We start from the raw sequence: 16,211 nt of genomic DNA, 5'->3' as shown, positions 1-16,211 counted from the left end.
GATCAGCCGTTCTCCTTCTGGATCTGGGTCCACTTCTCCTCGACGTCCGAGATCGAGCCGACGTTGAAGAACGCCTGCTCGGCCACGTGGTCGAACTCGCCCTTGGTGATCGCGTCGAACGACTCGATCGTGTCCTTCAGCGGGACGGTCGATCCCTCGACACCGGTGAACTTCTTCGCCATGTAGGTGTTCTGCGAGAGGAACTGCTGGATGCGGCGCGCACGCGACACCGTGATCTTGTCCTCCTCCGACAGCTCGTCGACACCGAGGATCGCGATGATCTCCTGCAGCTCCTTGTTCTTCTGCAGGATCTGCTTCACGTTCGTCGCCACGCGGTAGTGGTCGGCGCCCAGGTAGCGGGGGTCGAGGATGCGCGAGGTGGACGTGAGCGGGTCGACGGCCGGGTAGAGGCCCTTCGACGCGATCTCACGGGAGAGCTCGGTGGTCGCGTCGAGGTGGGCGAAGGTGGTCGCCGGCGCCGGGTCGGTGTAGTCGTCGGCGGGGACGTAGATCGCCTGCAGCGAGGTGATCGAGTGTCCGCGCGTCGAGGTGATGCGCTCCTGGAGCACACCCATCTCGTCGGCGAGGTTCGGCTGGTAGCCCACCGCGGAGGGCATGCGGCCCAGGAGGGTCGACACCTCCGAGCCGGCCTGCGTGAAGCGGAAGATGTTGTCGATGAAGAGCAGCACGTCCTGCTTCTGCACATCGCGGAAGTACTCCGCCATGGTCAGTGCCGACAGGGCGACGCGCAGACGCGTTCCCGGCGGCTCGTCCATCTGGCCGAAGACGAGCGCGGTCTTGTCGAAGACGCCCGCCTCCTCCATCTCGGCGATGAGGTCGTTGCCCTCACGGGTGCGCTCGCCGACGCCGGCGAACACGGACACTCCACCGTGGTCCTGCGCGACGCGCTGGATCATCTCCTGGATGAGGACGGTCTTGCCGACGCCCGCGCCGCCGAACAGGCCGATCTTGCCGCCCTGCACGTACGGAGTGAGCAGGTCGATGACCTTGATGCCGGTCTCGAACAGCTCGGTCTTGGACTCGAGCTGATCGAACTGCGGGGGCTTGCGGTGGATGGGCCAGCGCTCGGTGATCTCGAACGACTCGCCGTTGATCTTCCCGTCGGCGTCGGCGTTGAGCACCTCGCCGATCACGTTGAAGACCTTGCCCTTGGTCACGTCGCCGACCGGGACCGAGATCGGCAGGCCGGTGTCGTGGACCTCCTGGCCGCGGACGAGTCCGTCGGTGGGGTTCAGGGAGATGGCCCGGACGAGGTCGTCGCCCAGGTGCTGCGCGACCTCGAAGGTCAGCTTGCTCGAGACGCCCTCGACCTCGACGTGCGTGTAGAGCGCGTTGTAGACCTCGGGGATCGCGTCGTGGGGGAACTCGATGTCAACGACGGGGCCGGTGACGCGGGCGATGCGGCCGATGGCCCCGCCCGACGTCCCGGTCGCCGCCTCAGGTGCGGTCAGTGTCATTGCTACTTCCTTCTGTGGTCTCACCGCTCCCGGAGGGCGGAGTCGAAACTGTGTGGAGCGGAGCCCTCTTACTTGGAGGAGGACAGGGCGTCGGCGCCGCCGACGATCTCGGCGATCTGCTGCGTGATCTCGGTCTGGCGGGCGTTGTTGGCGAGACGCGTGTAGGTCTTGATCAGCGTGTCCGCGTTGTCGCTCGCCGACTTCATGGCCTTCTGGCGTGCCGCGTGCTCCGAGGCCGCCGACTGCAGCATCGCGTTGAAGATGCGGCTCTCGACGTACACGGGCAGGAGGCGGTCGAGGACCGTCTCGGGGTCGGGCTCGAACTCGTAGAGCGGGTACAGCTCGCTGTTCTGCTCCTCGGCGCCCTCGACGACCTCGAGCGGCAGCAGCCGGACGACGGTCGGCTGCTGGGTGACCATGCTGACGAAGCGGTTGTAGACGAGGTGGATCTCGTCCACGCCGCCCTCCTCGTCATCGAGGTTGTACGACTCGACGACCGCGTCCGCGATCTCCTTCGCCGTCTCGAACACGGGCTGGTCGGTGCCGCCCGTCCAGACGCGGACGCTGGCCCGCTTCCGGAACGAGAAGTACGCGTTCGCCTTGCGGCCGACCAGGTAGAAGACGACCTCCTTGCCCTCGCTGCGCAGCAGCGCGGCCAGCTCCTCGGCCTCCTTGAGCACGCTCGAGGAGAACGCGCCGGCGAGGCCGCGGTCGGAGGTGAAGATCACGATCGCGGCCGTGTCCAGCTTCTCGCGCTCGGTCGTGAGCGGGTGCTCCACGTTCGAGTAGGTCGCGACAGCGGACACGGCGCGCGTGATCGCGTTCGAGTACGGCGCCGCGGCAGCGACGCGGTTCTGCGCCTTCTGGATGCGCGAGGCCGAGATCAGCTCCATGGCCCGAGTGATCTTCTTGGTCGTCTGGGCCGAGCGGATCTTCGACCGGTAGACCCGGAGTTGCGCTCCCATGTGTCTCCTGTTGTCCTAAAAGTGGCGAATCGACGGGGTGCCGCTGGTCAGCGACGGCCCTTGACGATCTTCTCCTGGCCGACCTCGTCGGACGCGATGGCCTGGTGCTCCTCGCGCCCGACCGAGGCGAGCGGCTTGCCCTCACCGGTCTGGAACTCCAGCTTGAAGCCGTCGACGGCACGGTTGAGCTCGGCGACGGTGTCGTCGGAGAGCACGTTGGTGTCGCGGAGGGTGTTCAGCACCTGGGTGTTGCGGCCCAGGTAGTCCAGGAGCTCGCGCTCGAAGCGCAGCACGTCGGGGACCGGGACCTCGTCGAGCTTGCCGTTCGTTCCGGCCCAGATCGAGACGACCTGCTCCTCGACGGGGTACGGCGAGTACTGCGGCTGCTTGAGCAGCTCGGTCAGGCGGGCGCCGCGGGCGAGCTGACGGCGCGAGGCGGCGTCGAGGTCGGAGGCGAACATCGCGAAGGCCTCGAGCGAGCGGTACTGCGCCAGCTCGAGCTTCAGCGTGCCGGAGACCTTCTTGATCGACTTGACCTGCGCGTCGCCGCCGACCCGCGAGACCGAGATGCCCACGTCGACCGCGGGACGCTGGTTGGCGTTGAAGAGGTCGGACTGGAGGAAGATCTGGCCGTCGGTGATCGAGATCACGTTGGTCGGGATGTAGGCCGAGACGTCGTTGGCCTTGGTCTCGATGATCGGGAGACCGGTCATCGAGCCGGCGCCGAGCTCGTCGGACAGCTTCGCGCAGCGCTCCAGCAGACGGGAGTGCAGGTAGAAGACGTCACCCGGGTACGCCTCGCGTCCCGGCGGGCGGCGCAGGAGGAGCGACACGGCGCGGTAGGCCTCGGCCTGCTTCGACAGGTCGTCGAAGATGATCAGGACGTGCTTGCCGCCGTACATCCAGTGCTGGCCGATGGCCGAGCCGGTGTAGGGGGCGAGGTACTTGAAGCCGGCGGGGTCGGAGGCCGGGGACGCGACGATGGTCGTGTACTCCATCGCTCCGGCGTCCTCGAGCGCGCCCTTCACCGAGGCGATGGTCGAGCCCTTCTGGCCGATCGCGACGTAGATGCAGCGGACCTGCTTGTTCGTGTCGCCCGACTCCCAGTTGGCCTTCTGGTTGATGATCGTGTCGATCGCGATGGCCGTCTTGCCGGTCTGGCGGTCGCCGATGATGAGCTGGCGCTGGCCGCGGCCGACCGGGATCATCGCGTCGATGGCCTTGATGCCGGTCTGCAGCGGCTCGTGGACCGACTTGCGCGACATGACGCCGGGAGCCTGGAGCTCGAGGGCGCGGCGGCCCTCGGAGGCGATCTCGCCGAGTCCGTCGATCGGGTTGCCGAGCGGGTCGACGACGCGCCCGAGGTAGCCGTCGCCGACGGGGACCGAGAGGACCTCGCCGGTGCGGGTGACCTCCATGCCCTCCTCGATGCCGGAGAACTCGCCGAGGACGACGACGCCGATCTCGTTCTCGTCGAGGTTCTGGGCCAGGCCCAGGACGCCGTTGGAGAAGCGGATGAGCTCGTTGGCCATGACGCCGGGGAGGCCCTCGACGTGGGCGATGCCGTCGGCGGCGTCGATGACGTAGCCGACCTCGGTGGTGGAGGCCTTGCCCGGCTCGTACGACGAGACGAAGTCCTTCAGCGCGTCGCGGATCTCATCCGGGCTGATGGTGATATCTGCCATGGGAATTCCTATTCGTTGGGTCCGTGCGAGCCGAAGAGGTCGTCGGGGCCTGACCTGGATGGTGCGGGGGTCGAGGGCAGTGCCCTCTGAGGATACGTGCGCCCGTCAGGACGCGAGCTGGAGCTTCAGGTCGGACAGCCGTGCGGAGACGGTTCCGTCGATGACCTCGTCGCCGACGTGCAGGCGCATCCCGCCCAGGAGGGAGGGATCGACCACGACGTTGACGGAGACCGGTCGGCTGTACTGGCGCGTGAGCGCCGAGCGGAGCCGGTCGAGCTGCTCGGGGGCGATCGGTGCGGCGACCGAGACCGTGGCGAGGATGAACCCGCCCTGGTCGGCGACCACGCTTGCTGCGAAGCGGACGAGCTCCGGGATGCGGCGACCGCGCGGGTGCGCGATCAGCTGCCGGAGGATCGCCAGCGTCTCGGCCGCGGCCTTGCCCTCGAGGAGGCGCTGCACGAGCGCGACCTTCGAGTCGGCGGCGGCGAGCTTGCTGCCGAGCGCGAGCTCGAGCTGGGCGTCGGAGGCGACGACCTCGCCGAAGGAGTGGAGCTCCTTCTCGAGGTTGACGCCCTCCGGAGCGGAGGACGCGATCGCGCGGACCCCGACCTCCTCGACCCCGGCGACCATGTCGCTCGGGCTCGACCAGCGGTGGCCGACGATCACGGTGAGCAGGCGCTTGGCCGGCTCGCCGAAGGGACCGAACACGCGGGCGACGAGAGCCTGCTTGCTGCTCGAGTCGGCGCTCGGGTCGGCGAGGGCCGCGCGCAGCTGCGCCTGGCCGTCGATGACCCGTGCGGCCTCGAAGAGCTGCTGGGCCGTGTCGAGGGACGCCTGACCGGCGAGGGCGGAGAGCTCCGCCTTCGCCGATGCGAGTGCCTGCCTGGACGCGCTGCCCATCAGTTGTTCGCCTTCTCCGAGGCCTCGAGGTCGGCGAGGAAGCGGTCCACGATCGCGGACGCCTTCGCGTCGTCGTTGAGGCTCTCGCCGATCACGCCGGAGGCGAGGTCGATGGCGAGGGTTCCGACTTCGGAGCGGAGCGAGACCACGGCGGCCTGACGGTCCGCCTCGATCTGGGCGTGCGCGTTGTGGAGGATGCGCTCGGCCTCGACCTGCGCCTGCTCCTTCTTCGCCGCCACGATCGCGTTGCCGTCGGCGTTCGCCTTCTCACGGATCACTCCGGCCTCGGCGCGGGCCTCGGCCAGCTGAGCGGTGTACTTCTCGAGGGCGGCCTCGGCCTGTCGCTGGGCCTCGTCGGCCTTCGCGATGTTCCCCTCGATCGCGGCGGAGCGCACGTCGAGCATCTTCTGCAGGCGCGGCAGGACCAGCCTCCAGAAGAAGAACAGCAGGATGAGGAAGATCACCCCCGACCAGAAGAAGTCGTAGAACTCCGGGATCAGAATGACCGCGGGGACGTCACCTTCTTCCGCAGCGATGTTCACAGCGGTGCTGAACACGACTACGCCGCGAAGATGAAGTAGGTGGCGAGGCCGATGAGCGCGAGCACCTCGGTGAACGCGATGCCGAGGAACATCGTGGTCTGGAGGCGGCCGGCCATCTCGGGCTGGCGCGCCATGGCCTCGACGGTCTTGCCCGCGACGATGCCGACACCGATGCCGGGGCCGATCGCTGCGAGGCCGTAACCGACCGTCGCGATGTTGCCGGTGAGTTCGGCGAGAACGGTGACTGAGTCCACGAGTGGGTCCTTTCAGTGGGGTGATCGTGAGAACGGGCGGGAGCCCGTGAGTAGTGGGGTCAGTGCTCCTCGGCGACGGCCAACTGGATGTAGACCGCAGCGAGGAGGGTGAAGATGTAGGCCTGCAGCACGGCGACGAGGAGCTCGAAGAGCGTGAACGCACCGCCGAAGGCGAAGGTCACGACGCCGAAGAGCTTGAAGCCCGGGTCGATCTGGGAGCTGAAGAGGAAGAACTGCGTGGCCGAGAAGCACAGCACCAGCAGGAGGTGGCCGACGATCATGTTCATCACGAGCCGCAGTGCGAGCGAGAGCGGACGGATGATGAACGTCTGCAGCAGCTCGATCGGCGTGAGGATGAAGTAGATCAGGAACGGCGCTCCGGGCGGGAACAGGGCGTTCTTGAAGAAGCCCATCCCCCGGTCCTTGATGCCCGCGTAGATGAACGTCACGTAGGCGACCAGGCCGAGGAAGAGCGGCATGCCCACCACGGAGGTCCCCGCGATGTTCAGGAACGGGACGATGCCGGTCAGGTTCATCGAGATGATCGCGAAGAAGATCGTCACGAGGATCGGGAGGAACCGGCGCGCGTCCTTCTCGCCGAGGATGTCCTTGGCGATGGTGACGCGGACGAAGTCGAACGCGAGCTCGACGACGTTCTGGAAGCGGCCGGGGACGAGGCGCAGCTTGCGCGTCCCGAGCCAGAAGAACAGCATCAGTGCGATGACCGCGATGAAGCGGACCAGCATGACGCGGTTGATCTCGAAAGGGGTTCCCTCGAAGAGGAAACCGGGCGGGAAGAACTCGGAGATCGACGGGGTGTGGAAGTCACTCTCACCGGTCGAGGACGAGACCAACAGGGTCACAGCGTTAGCAAACAGCGCTAGCTCCTGGAATTCGGGGCGTGGCACGTTGCAGCCGACCGAATCGAATCATTCGGACGCAACGCTCTCGCGACGACGAAAGGTGGGGTTTTCCGCTCGGACGGCGATCGTGCTCGACGACCGCCATCAACGATGAGACGATCTGAGGACACGTTCGCCTGCGGGATTCGTCCCTACTGTAGCAACAGAACGGCCTGAGAGCCGAATCGTGGTCCTCTCAGGAACCGTTCGGCTCGTCCTCATCGAGCGATGTCGCTGACGTTCGGCATGCGCGAGCGCGAGACGACGAGGACGTCGATCACCAGGGACCCCAGGACGGCGACGATGATCGTGACGAACATCGCGGTGCTGTTCAGCCACGGCTGATCGCGCAGGACCAGGGCGGCGATCACGAACAGCACGAACTTGGCGAGCCACGTGCCGAGGACGACGGCGAAGAATCCGCCGATGTCGAGGCGGTTGGCGACGAGGATGCTCGCGGCGGTGAGGAGCACCATCACGCCGCCGACGATCGCGCCGAGGAGGGCTCCGATCGCGCCCTCTTCCCCGGCGGCGATCCCGCCGACGACGGTGCCGAGAACGGCCAGGGCGAGCACGAAGAGGCCGCCCACGACCAGCGCGCGGCGCAGGACGGGGACGGACGCGGGCTGCGGACGGGGGGTGGCCGGGGAGGCTCCGGTCATGATGCTTCCTTCCGCGCCGTGGTCGGCGCTGTCGTGTCCCGGTCGATCGGGAGTCCGGCCGGCGGACGGAGCAGCTCCGTCGAGGACGCGCGGTCGAGGGGGTCGAGGACGGGTGAGGCCTCCGCGGACTGCGCCGCCGCCTCGAGCCGCTTGCGGCGGCTGAGCGGGGCGAGCGTGACGACGGTGCAGACCAGCAGACCGACTCCGAGGAAGACGAGCGGGACCCACAGCACGTCGACCACGAACATCAGCAGGCAGCTGACGGCGACGACGGCGGTCCACGCGTAGAAGATCAGCACGGCGTGCAGGTGGGAGTGCCCCATGTCGAGCAGGCGGTGGTGCAGGTGCTTCCGGTCGGCGCTGAACGGCGACTTTCCCGCGCGCAGGCGCCTGATCACAGCGAGGCCGAAGTCCATCAGCGGCACCACGAGGATCGCGAACGGCAGGATGATCGGGATGAACGCGGGCAGGAGCTCCTTCGCCGCGAGCTGGGCCGGGTCGATCTGGCCGGTGACCGCGATCGCGGAGGTGGCCATCAGCATCCCGATCAGCAGTGCGCCGCTGTCGCCCATGAACATCCGCGCCGGACGCCAGTTGATGGGGAGGAATCCGGCGCAGGCGCCGACGAGCAGGACCGCGATGAGCGAGGCCAGGTTGAAGTAGTCGGTGGGCGAGGTCTGCTGCACCAGCAGGTAGCTGTAGAGGAAGAAGACCCCGTTGGCGATCAGGGCGACGCCCGCCACGAGGCCGTCGAGGCCGTCGATGAAGTTGAGAGCGTTGGTGACCAGGACGATCGCGAGCACGGTGATGATCAGCGACATCCACGGCGAGCCGACGGTCAGGCCGCCGATCGGCAGGGAGACGATCTGCACGCCCTTCCAGGCGATCAGGCCGGCGGCGATCAGCTGACCGGCCAGCTTCGTGGTCCAGTCCAGGTCCCAGATGTCGTCGGCGACGCCGATGAGGACGATGAGCAGGCTCGCGCCGAGGATCGCGAGGATCGGCTCGGGATTGGCGAACACCAGCCGGAAGTAGGGCAGCTGGGAGGCGATGCCGAAGCCGACGAGGATCCCGAGGAACATCGCGATGCCGCCCAGGCGGGGGGTCGGCCGCGTGTGCATGTCCCTGACGCGGATCTTCGGGTAGAGCCGGTACTTCAGGCTCAGCTTCCAGATGACCCACGACAGCGCTCCGGTCACGAGCGCGACCGCGAGCGAGACGAGGGCGAAGGTGATCACCGGTTACTCACCCGGAGCGGAGTCGGTGCGGGCGGCGCCGGTGCCGGGCGTCGGCGCGTTCGTGCTCGACGAGCCCGTGTCCGGCGCATCAGCGGAATCGACGGGCGCGGAGTCGCCGGGCGCGGCGTCGCCGGGCGCGGCGTCGTCCTGCAGGCGGGCGCCGGAGGCCCAGTCGGGGCGCGCGGTCGGGGTCCGCTCGAAGGCGTACGGGTCGCTGCCGGTCGCGGTCTCGGCGGGCTCCTGCTGGTACCCGGCCTGCGCCGCGCCGGCCGTGGAGGCGTCGGGCTCCGACGTCTCGGCACGAGGCGCGTCCGGATCCGGCAGCAGGTCTCCGACGACCTCGCGGATCCGCTCGGCCGACACGACGCCCTGGCGCAGGATGCGCAGGGTGCCGCCCTCGAAGCTCAGCGCTGTCGCGTCGATGATCGTCGAGGACTCGCTGGCGCCCGCGGGGCGGTCGCTGTAGCGCGATCCGGCAGCGCCGGCGTCGAGATAGACGTCGACGGAGTCGCCGAGCTGGTCGAACGCCTCCTGTGCGGTCGTGGCCGAGGGCTGCCCCGTGCGATTGGCGGAGGAGACCGCCAGCGGGCCGGTCTCGGCGAGGAGCTCGATCGTCACCGGGTTGTCCGGCATGCGCAGCGCCACGGTCCCGCGCGTCTCGCCCAGGTCCCAGACCAGGGAGGGCTGGGCGTGCAGGACGATGGTGAGCCCGCCGGGCCAGAACTCGCGCGCGAGGTCGCGCACCGCCTCCGGCACGTTCTCGGCGAGGGCGTCGAGGGCGGCCACGTCCCCGATCAGGACGGGCGGCGGTGACTGCCTCGTCCGTCCCTTCGCGTCGAGCAGGCGCTGGACCGCGGCGGCGTCGAACGCGTTGGCCGCGACGCCGTAGACGGTGTCGGTGGGGATCACCACGAGCTCGCCGCGGCCGATGGCCGTCCGCGCGAGACGGGTGCCGGTCAGGAGGTCCGTGTCGACGGAGCAGTCGTAGATGCGTGCCATAACGGGTCGATGATACCGGCGCGGTCCGTGTCCGGACCGGCTGCGGCGCGGCGGTCGCGTCAGCGCCGCCCGAGGCCGGGGCTCGGCGGCCGTCGCAGCGGCGCCCGACCCGTGCCGGCCGAGGCCGCCGGAGCGCTTCCGTGAGGCACTCGGCCCGGCGCGGGGACCTCCGCCGACAGGACGCCCACGAGCGCCACGGAGACGGCGAGCGTCGCGAGCGAGTGCTGATCGCCGAACCAGGTGGTGTTGTCGGCCATCCCGTGCAGGAACGTCCAGAGGACGGCGACGGCGAGCGCCCCGACGGCGACGGCCTCGTTCCGGGCGACCCGGAGGAGCAGGCGCACGACGGCGACGGTGGCGAGGAGGAGGAACGCGAGGACGGGGAGCGCGATCAGGAGCCCGCCGTTGGTCCACGCGGTGACGAGGAGGTTGTGAGGCGGGCGCGGCTCGCTGTGCTGGGTGAACTGCGACCCGCGCGCCAGCCACAGCTCCTGCCATCCGCCGTACCCCAGCCCCAGCAGCCAGTTGTCGGGGAACGCGCTCGCAGCCAGGCGCAGGAAGTCGCCGCGGGCCCCGAGCGTGAGCAGGCCCGCCTCCGCCAGCTGCGGAAAGGACACGGCGACGGCGTACACGGCCGTGATCCCGGAGGGGATGGTGATCATCCAGGCGACCGGACCGAGGCTGCGTCCCTTGAGTCCGCGGATAGCGGCGACCAGCAGGGGCAGGACGATCGCGAGGACGATCGCGGTCTTGGACAGCGTGAAGAGGGCGCCGACCAGCCCGGCGACGGCGACGAGCAGGAGGAGCCTCCCCCGCTGCCGTCTCCAGACGGCGAAGGCCAGCGCGCCGGTCGTGGCCATGTACATCGAGGCGATGTTGCCGTTGAGGAAGAACCCTCCCGACTTCTCCTGCAGGACGTTGTTGAAGGACGTCGTGAAGATGTCCCGCACGTAGATGTCGGAGAACAGCACCGCGTCCGGCCACCGGAGGTAGGCGGTCTCCTGCACGGGATCGAGCTGGAAGAGGATCGTGAGCGTCACCTGGAGGAGGAACACGGGCGCCGCCCAGCCGAGGGCGCGGCCGACGACACGCCAGGCGCCGTCGCCGAGCCCGCGGACGGCCAGGTACGGAGTGAGGAAGGAGACGACGGAGACCACGTCGCGCAGCGCGGCCGCGCGTGCTCCGGAGTAGGTGAGCGCGAAGAGGGTGCCGGCGATCACGAGGAGGACCACGACCACGAACCGGTCGATCCGCCCGCCGCGCAGCCGCGCGACGGAGTACGGGAGGAAGAGCAGGCTCCAGGCGACCGGAGCGGTGACGGGGCCCAGGGTGTAGAGCTGCACGACGCTCAGCGCCAGGAGCACCGCGAGGAAGACGAGGACGATCCGCTCGTGCCGCCGCTGAGCGGGATCCGCCGACGCGCGCGACGGCAGCCCGCGGGTCTTCGGAGCGTCGGTGACGCGGGTCGCGGCGATGACGGAGGGATGAGAGGCGGTCCGGCGGCGGAGGAGGGCGTCGTCGGCGTGGCGGCCCATGTCAGAGCCGTTCCGCGGAGGTGCCGGTGGCGGCCTCCGTCTGGCGGAGCGGAGGAGCGGCGCGCCGATTCCGGGACGACGGGCCGACCTCTCGCGGCGGAAGGGTCGTCCGCGGTCGCCGGTCCGGAGCGGGAGGCGGATCGAGCAGCACGGGAGAGGCGGTGGCGTCGGCGGACGCGGGCGGGAGAGGGGATGCAGGTGGCATGTCGCGCCGACACTAATCGCGCGGCACGAGCCTCGACGGGCTTGGCGCGGAACGTCGATCCGCGTGCGCGCGGCGGTCCCGCGCGTCAGCCGCGGGGGTGGGCCAGCAGCTCGTCCGCGCGGCGGGCGATGCCCGGCCAGCCGAAGTCCTCCGCCCGACGCCGCGACGCCGCAGCGACCTCCGCGCGCCGCCGGGGATCGCGCAGCGAGGCGATGAGGGCGGGGAGCTCCGCGAGGACGGCGTCCGCGACCTCCTCCTCCGTGCCCGGCGGGACGAGGACGGATCCGTCGACCACTCCGTCGGAGGTGCGCAGGATCTCGGGGAGGCCTCCGCGCTCGACCGTCACGACGGGGATCCCCCGCGAGAGCGCCTCCACCACCACCATCCCGAACGGCTCGTTCCAGCGGCAGGGGTAGAGCAGGAGCGCCGAGGAGCCGAACAGCTCCAGCAGGTCCTCGTGCCGGAGGAACGGGAGCCGGCGCACGGCGCCGGGCAGGGTGGCGACCGCCTCGTCGAGCGCTCGGACGTACGGGGTGGGCGTCGCGTCGTCCCCGAGGCCCGATGCGCCGGCGATGACCAGCCGCAGATCGGCGCCGTGCTCGGTCCGCATCCGCCTCACGATCTCGACGGCCTCGCGGGCTCCCTTCTCGGCCACCAGCCTCCCGGCGAAGACCGCCTCCGCAGTACCGCCGAGCGGCGCCGGCGGGACCTCGGGCGGAGGGACGACCCCGTTGTACAGGACGGCTGTGGCGATCAGGCCGTACCGGTCGACCGCCCGGGCGCGCAGGAACTCGCTGCAGAAGATCCACTCGTCGACCGCGTCGAGGTAGCGCCGGGCGGCGGCGGGATCGGGTGGCAGGTGATCGAGCAGGTCGTTGTGCAGGTGTGCGACGATCCGCCCCCGGTAGCCCAGGCGGCGCAGGCGCACGGCGTAGCGGGGGCGGTTGTGGATCCAGACCGTCGGGACACGGCGCAGCGACGGAGCGAGCACCAGCAGCCAGAAGCGCCCGCCGAAGGACAGCCGGCGCAGCTCGGCGCCCGGGTCGCTGTCGCGCCGATGCGCCAGGAGGAGTGCCGCGCGCCGCTGAACCGCGTAGATCCGCCGGTACAGACGATGGGGCCTGACGTCCACGCCCGGTGACGCCGACGACCACGGCGCGTGCACGGCGATCCGGAGCGAGGAGCGGGACACCGTCTCGCGGACCCAGGTCGCCACGGCTCCCCCGCTGCCGTCGAAGCGCTCCTCGGCGGCCAGCACCACGGCGACCTCGACCGGGGCGGCGGAGCCGAGCCGGAGCCGGGCGGGCAGTCGCGACAGGACGAGCGATCGCGCCTCGGCGATGTCGCGCCCCGGCGCCAGGAGGGCGGTCGCTCCCAGCACAAGGCCCGCGAGCGCCAGCTCCACCGGGAGCAGCCGCAGGGGCGCGCCCTCGGGGAGCAGGCGGAGCAGGAGCAGCACGATCGCCATCGGTGCGGCGAGCAGCGGCCCCGCGGCGCACGCGCGCAGGAACGCGCCGAGGCGCACTCCGAGCACCACCCGCAGCACGGCGCAGGTGACGGCGAAGCCGAGAGCGCTCGAGAGCAGCAGCCCGCCGATCAAGCCGTCGAGTCCGAACAGCACTCCCCCGCCGACGATCATCGGGACCGTGATCGCGGTCTTCACGATGTTCACGACCAGCCCGAACCGCACCCGGTCCATCGCCATCAGGATGAAGCCGACCGGATTGCCGATCGCCCGCACCGCGCCCACCACCGTCAGTGCGCTCGTCATGCCCGCGATCCAGCCCCAGCCGGGTCCGTAGAACAGCCGCACGATCTCCTCGGAGCGCAGCGCCACCAGCATCAGCGGCGGGATGCTCGCCATGCTGAGCACCGCGGTGACGCGGAGGTGGTTCCGCGCGACGCGCTCACGGTCGTGCTGGATCGAGGAGAACACCGGGAACATCACCCGCGTCACGATCGGGTTGACCCTCGCGGGGAGGTTCACGGCGAGGTTGTATCCCAGGGTGTACCCGCCCAGCTGGGCCGGTCCGAGCAGGCGGCCGATCGCGAGCGAGCCGGCGTTCGAGCCCAGGTAGTTGACGATGCCGTCGAGGGTCTGGAAGACGCCGAAGGAGAGGAAGCGGGCGGTCTCGCGGATCCGGAACCGGAACCGCAGCCGGAACCAGCGGCGGGCCTGCACGAGGGCGAGCACGGAGCGCAGAGCCGCGGTCGCGACGAGCCCCCACGCATAGGAGAGCGCCCCCGCGCCCGAGACCGCGAGGCAGACCGTCACGGCGAAGCCGCCGACGAGAGCGATCGTCTCGGACACGGCGACCGCTCGGAACCGGATCCCCTTCTCGAGCACCGCTCTCGGCACCTGCCCGGCTGCGCTGCCCACGAACACGAGCGAGGCGACGGTGAGGACAGGCGCCGCGGCGGCGGACCCGAGCAGGGAGGCGATCGGTGCGGCGCCCAGGAGGACGGCGACGGTGACCAGGAGCCCGACGGAGAGGTTGAGCCAGAAGACCGACGAGAGCTCGAAGCTGGTCGCCCGCCGGCGCTGGATGATCGCCTGGGCGACCCCCATTCCGAGGAAGATGTCGACGAACGCGTTGAGCAGGGCGACGATCGCGATGATCCCCATCTCGGAGGGGTCCAGCAGTCTCGCCAGGAGCGCGAACTGCCCGAGCTGCACGACGAGCGCGACGGCGAACGAGACCGCCGTCCAGGCGGTCGCGTCGACGGTGCTCCGGCGCAGGCTCACCTCTCCCGCCCGGCGGAGGCCGGACGGAGGCCCGGTCGCGGATCGTCGGCGCGGTGCTCGGCGCGGCTCATCCGCGATCTCCGTCCGTCGTCGTCGGCATCGATCGGCCGGCCGCCCGGTCGTAGAGGTCCTCGAGGTCGCGGATCCGCTCGGCGAGGTCGAACGAGGCGAGCACGCGCTCCCGCCCGGCCGCGCCCATCCGCTCCGCGCGGTCCGGGTCCCGGAGCAGGGCGGTGAGCGCCCCGGTCAGGCCGGGCACGTCCCCCTCCGGGACGAGCAGCCCGGTGACGCCGTCCTGGACCGCCTCCGGGACGCCGCCGTGGCGGTACGAGACGACAGGGACGCCTGCGAGCGCGGCCTCGAGGAAGACCATGCCGAAGCCCTCGGAGTCGCCTGTCGCCGCGGTCCGCGACGGTGCGCAGAAGACCGCGGCGCCGGCGAGGATGCGGGCGACCTCGGCGGGGGGCAGGGAGCCGGTGAAGGTCACCTGCAGGCCCAGCCGCGCCGCCTGCTCGACGAGCGCCCCCCGCAGGTGGCCGTCGCCGACGACGGTCAGGGGGACGTCGCGGATTGGTCCGGGGAGGGCGGCGACCGCCTCGAGCAGATCCGGAACGCCCTTCTTGTCGGTGAGGCGTCCGACGAAGACGATTCCCGCGCGCTCCGCAGCCGGTGCGGCCTCGGGGCGGGAGGTCGGGACGCCGATGTAGCCCACTCCGGTGCGCCGCGGGTCCGCCCCCAGGCGCAGGAGCCCGTCGGTGATGAAGCGGGAGACCCCGATCACCGCGAGCGCGGTGCGGAAGACGGCGCGGGCCTCGAGGGCGCGGTGAGCTCGGGCGAGGGGGCGGAGCAGGCGCGGAGCTCCGGTCGCGAGCGGCCAGCTGGTCACGTCGTAGCCGTGCCCCGTCACGACGAGCGGGAGGCGCCTCCTCCGTGCGTACCGCGCGATGAAGACGGCGTCGATGAGGAAGTGCGCATGGATGAGGGCGGGCCGGTGCTCATCGACGATCGCGTCGAGCCGTCGTGACACTCCGAGCCACCGCAGGAGGAGGGACCGCCGCCCGCGAGGGGTGATCGGATCGTGCAGGACGATGTCCGTGCGGTCGTGGAGGACGCCCGAGCCGGTGCGCTCGAGGCCCACTCCGAGGGCGCGCCAGCGCGCGAGTCCGTGCATCTGATTGCGGACGAACGTCTCGGAGTCCTGCAGCCACGCGCGCTTCCAGACCAGGACCAGCGGCCTCTCGCCGGCGACGCCGCCCGCGTGCTCAGCGGACGGCACGGCGCACCCGGTAGCGGAGGGCCGCGACCACGCTCGGCAGCACCCGCACGGCGTCGCCCAGATAGCGCCGCCAGAGCCTGCCGGGCTCCCGGCTGAGCCGGTGCGCCCACTCGAGGCCGAGGCGCTGCACCACGAGCGGCGCCCGCGGGATCTCGCCGGCGAGGAAGTCCACGGCGGCGCCGACGCCGAGGCACACCGCTCCCGTGCCGCCGACGGCGAGCAGGCGCTCGCGAACCTCCTCCTGCTTGGGGGAGCCGAGGCAGAGCGCGACGATGCGGACGTCGGCCGTGCGCAGAGTCGAGGAGAGGCGGGCGAGGTAGGCGTCGTCCGCGAGCTCGGCCGGCTCCGGCGAGACGACGACCGGAACCTGGAGCCCGGCGAAGCGCTGCTGCAGCTCGGCGGCTGCGCGATCGCCGACTCCGGGGCGTCCGCCGATGAGAGCGATCGGCGCGCCCTCGAGCGCCGCGCGACGGCAGACCTCGGTGAAGAGGTCGATGCCCGTCACGCGGCTCGCCGTGCGGTGACCGTACGAGCGGGCCAGCCAGACCAGAGGCGCCCCGTCGAGCACCACGAGGGACGCCCGGCCGTAGTACCGCCGGAACTCGCCGGAGTGCTTCCAGCGCACGAAGTGGTCGGTGTTCGGCGTGACGACCAGCTCGTCGCGGCCGCTCCGGGACAGCTCGAGCACGGCCTCCGCCGCCTCGTCGAGCGTGGTGATGCTGGCCGGCATCCGCTCGATGCGGCCGGTGATGTAGGAGGTCATGCCGGTGCTCCTCGGGGGTCGGTGCGGGAGGGAGGGAACGGAGCTGGTGTGCGGAAGGGGC

At 70.6% G+C, this 16,211-nt stretch carries 13 protein-coding genes and 1 pseudogene; all 14 read right to left on the bottom strand.

What is annotated here, in order from left to right; all coding sequences use genetic code 11:
• Positions 1-2 precede the first annotated feature (2 nt).
• The 14 genes and pseudogenes from atpD to C5C46_RS02800 all read right to left on the bottom strand — a co-directional run bounded on the left by atpD (position 3) and on the right by C5C46_RS02800 (position 16,150).
• Positions 3-1,478, bottom strand: a complete 1,476-nt coding sequence (gene atpD / locus C5C46_RS02865; RefSeq protein ID WP_104223025.1) for a F0F1 ATP synthase subunit beta — start codon at positions 1,476-1,478, stop codon at positions 3-5.
• Positions 1,479-1,546: 68 nt separating this feature from the next.
• Positions 1,547-2,443 carry a F0F1 ATP synthase subunit gamma gene (locus tag C5C46_RS02860; protein ID WP_104223024.1) on the bottom strand — a complete coding sequence of 299 codons (897 nt, stop codon included), beginning with the start codon at positions 2,441-2,443 and terminating at the stop codon, positions 1,547-1,549.
• Between the two features lie 47 nt (positions 2,444-2,490).
• Entirely contained in the window at positions 2,491-4,128 is a 1,638-nt protein-coding gene (gene atpA / locus C5C46_RS02855; RefSeq protein WP_104225579.1) for a F0F1 ATP synthase subunit alpha, read from the bottom strand.
• A gap of 105 nt (positions 4,129-4,233) precedes the next feature.
• Positions 4,234-5,028, bottom strand: a complete 795-nt coding sequence (locus C5C46_RS02850; protein ID WP_104225578.1) for a F0F1 ATP synthase subunit delta — start codon at positions 5,026-5,028, stop codon at positions 4,234-4,236.
• On the bottom strand, positions 5,028-5,585 hold the full coding sequence (locus C5C46_RS02845) for a F0F1 ATP synthase subunit B (protein ID WP_258059276.1): 558 nt from the start codon (positions 5,583-5,585) through the stop codon (positions 5,028-5,030). The genes C5C46_RS02850 and C5C46_RS02845 overlap by 1 nt, the downstream gene beginning before the upstream one ends.
• A gap of 2 nt (positions 5,586-5,587) precedes the next feature.
• A complete protein-coding gene (locus C5C46_RS02840) occupies positions 5,588-5,824 on the bottom strand; it encodes an ATP synthase F0 subunit C (RefSeq protein WP_055794702.1) in 237 nt (78 codons plus the stop codon).
• Positions 5,825-5,883: 59 nt separating this feature from the next.
• The gene (atpB, locus tag C5C46_RS02835) at positions 5,884-6,687 is read right to left on the bottom strand and encodes a F0F1 ATP synthase subunit A (protein WP_068254016.1); all 804 of its coding nucleotides are present in this window, start codon (positions 6,685-6,687) and stop codon (positions 5,884-5,886) included.
• Positions 6,688-6,944: 257 nt separating this feature from the next.
• Positions 6,945-7,388 (bottom strand): hypothetical protein, encoded by a 444-nt coding sequence (locus C5C46_RS02830; RefSeq protein ID WP_104225577.1) that lies wholly within the window; start codon positions 7,386-7,388, stop codon positions 6,945-6,947.
• Positions 7,385-8,626: an MraY family glycosyltransferase gene (locus C5C46_RS02825; RefSeq protein ID WP_181065442.1), complete on the bottom strand. Its 1,242-nt coding sequence runs from the start codon at positions 8,624-8,626 to the stop codon at positions 7,385-7,387. The genes C5C46_RS02830 and C5C46_RS02825 overlap by 4 nt, the downstream gene beginning before the upstream one ends.
• Positions 8,627-8,944: 318 nt before the next feature.
• Positions 8,945-9,625 (bottom strand): annotated as a pseudogene (locus C5C46_RS02820) (L-threonylcarbamoyladenylate synthase); the annotation flags it as partial.
• 59 nt (positions 9,626-9,684) lie between these two features.
• Positions 9,685-11,160, bottom strand: coding sequence for an O-antigen ligase (locus C5C46_RS02815; RefSeq protein WP_104225575.1), 1,476 nt, complete (start codon positions 11,158-11,160; stop codon positions 9,685-9,687).
• Positions 11,161-11,450: 290 nt separating this feature from the next.
• A complete protein-coding gene (locus tag C5C46_RS02810; protein ID WP_104225574.1) occupies positions 11,451-14,111 on the bottom strand; it encodes an MOP flippase family protein in 2,661 nt (886 codons plus the stop codon).
• A gap of 67 nt (positions 14,112-14,178) precedes the next feature.
• Positions 14,179-15,387: a glycosyltransferase gene (locus C5C46_RS02805; RefSeq protein WP_104225573.1), complete on the bottom strand. Its 1,209-nt coding sequence runs from the start codon at positions 15,385-15,387 to the stop codon at positions 14,179-14,181.
• Positions 15,374-16,150: a WecB/TagA/CpsF family glycosyltransferase gene (locus tag C5C46_RS02800; protein WP_104225572.1), complete on the bottom strand. Its 777-nt coding sequence runs from the start codon at positions 16,148-16,150 to the stop codon at positions 15,374-15,376. The genes C5C46_RS02805 and C5C46_RS02800 overlap by 14 nt, the downstream gene beginning before the upstream one ends.
• Between the last annotated feature and the right edge of the window lie 61 nt (positions 16,151-16,211).

Source organism: Rathayibacter sp. AY1E6, from assembly GCF_002931115.1.
Taxonomy (GTDB): Bacteria; Actinomycetota; Actinomycetes; order Actinomycetales; family Microbacteriaceae; genus Rathayibacter.
The sequence above is the reverse complement of the archived record's forward strand: the minus strand, read 5'-3'. Positions and strand labels throughout refer to the sequence as shown.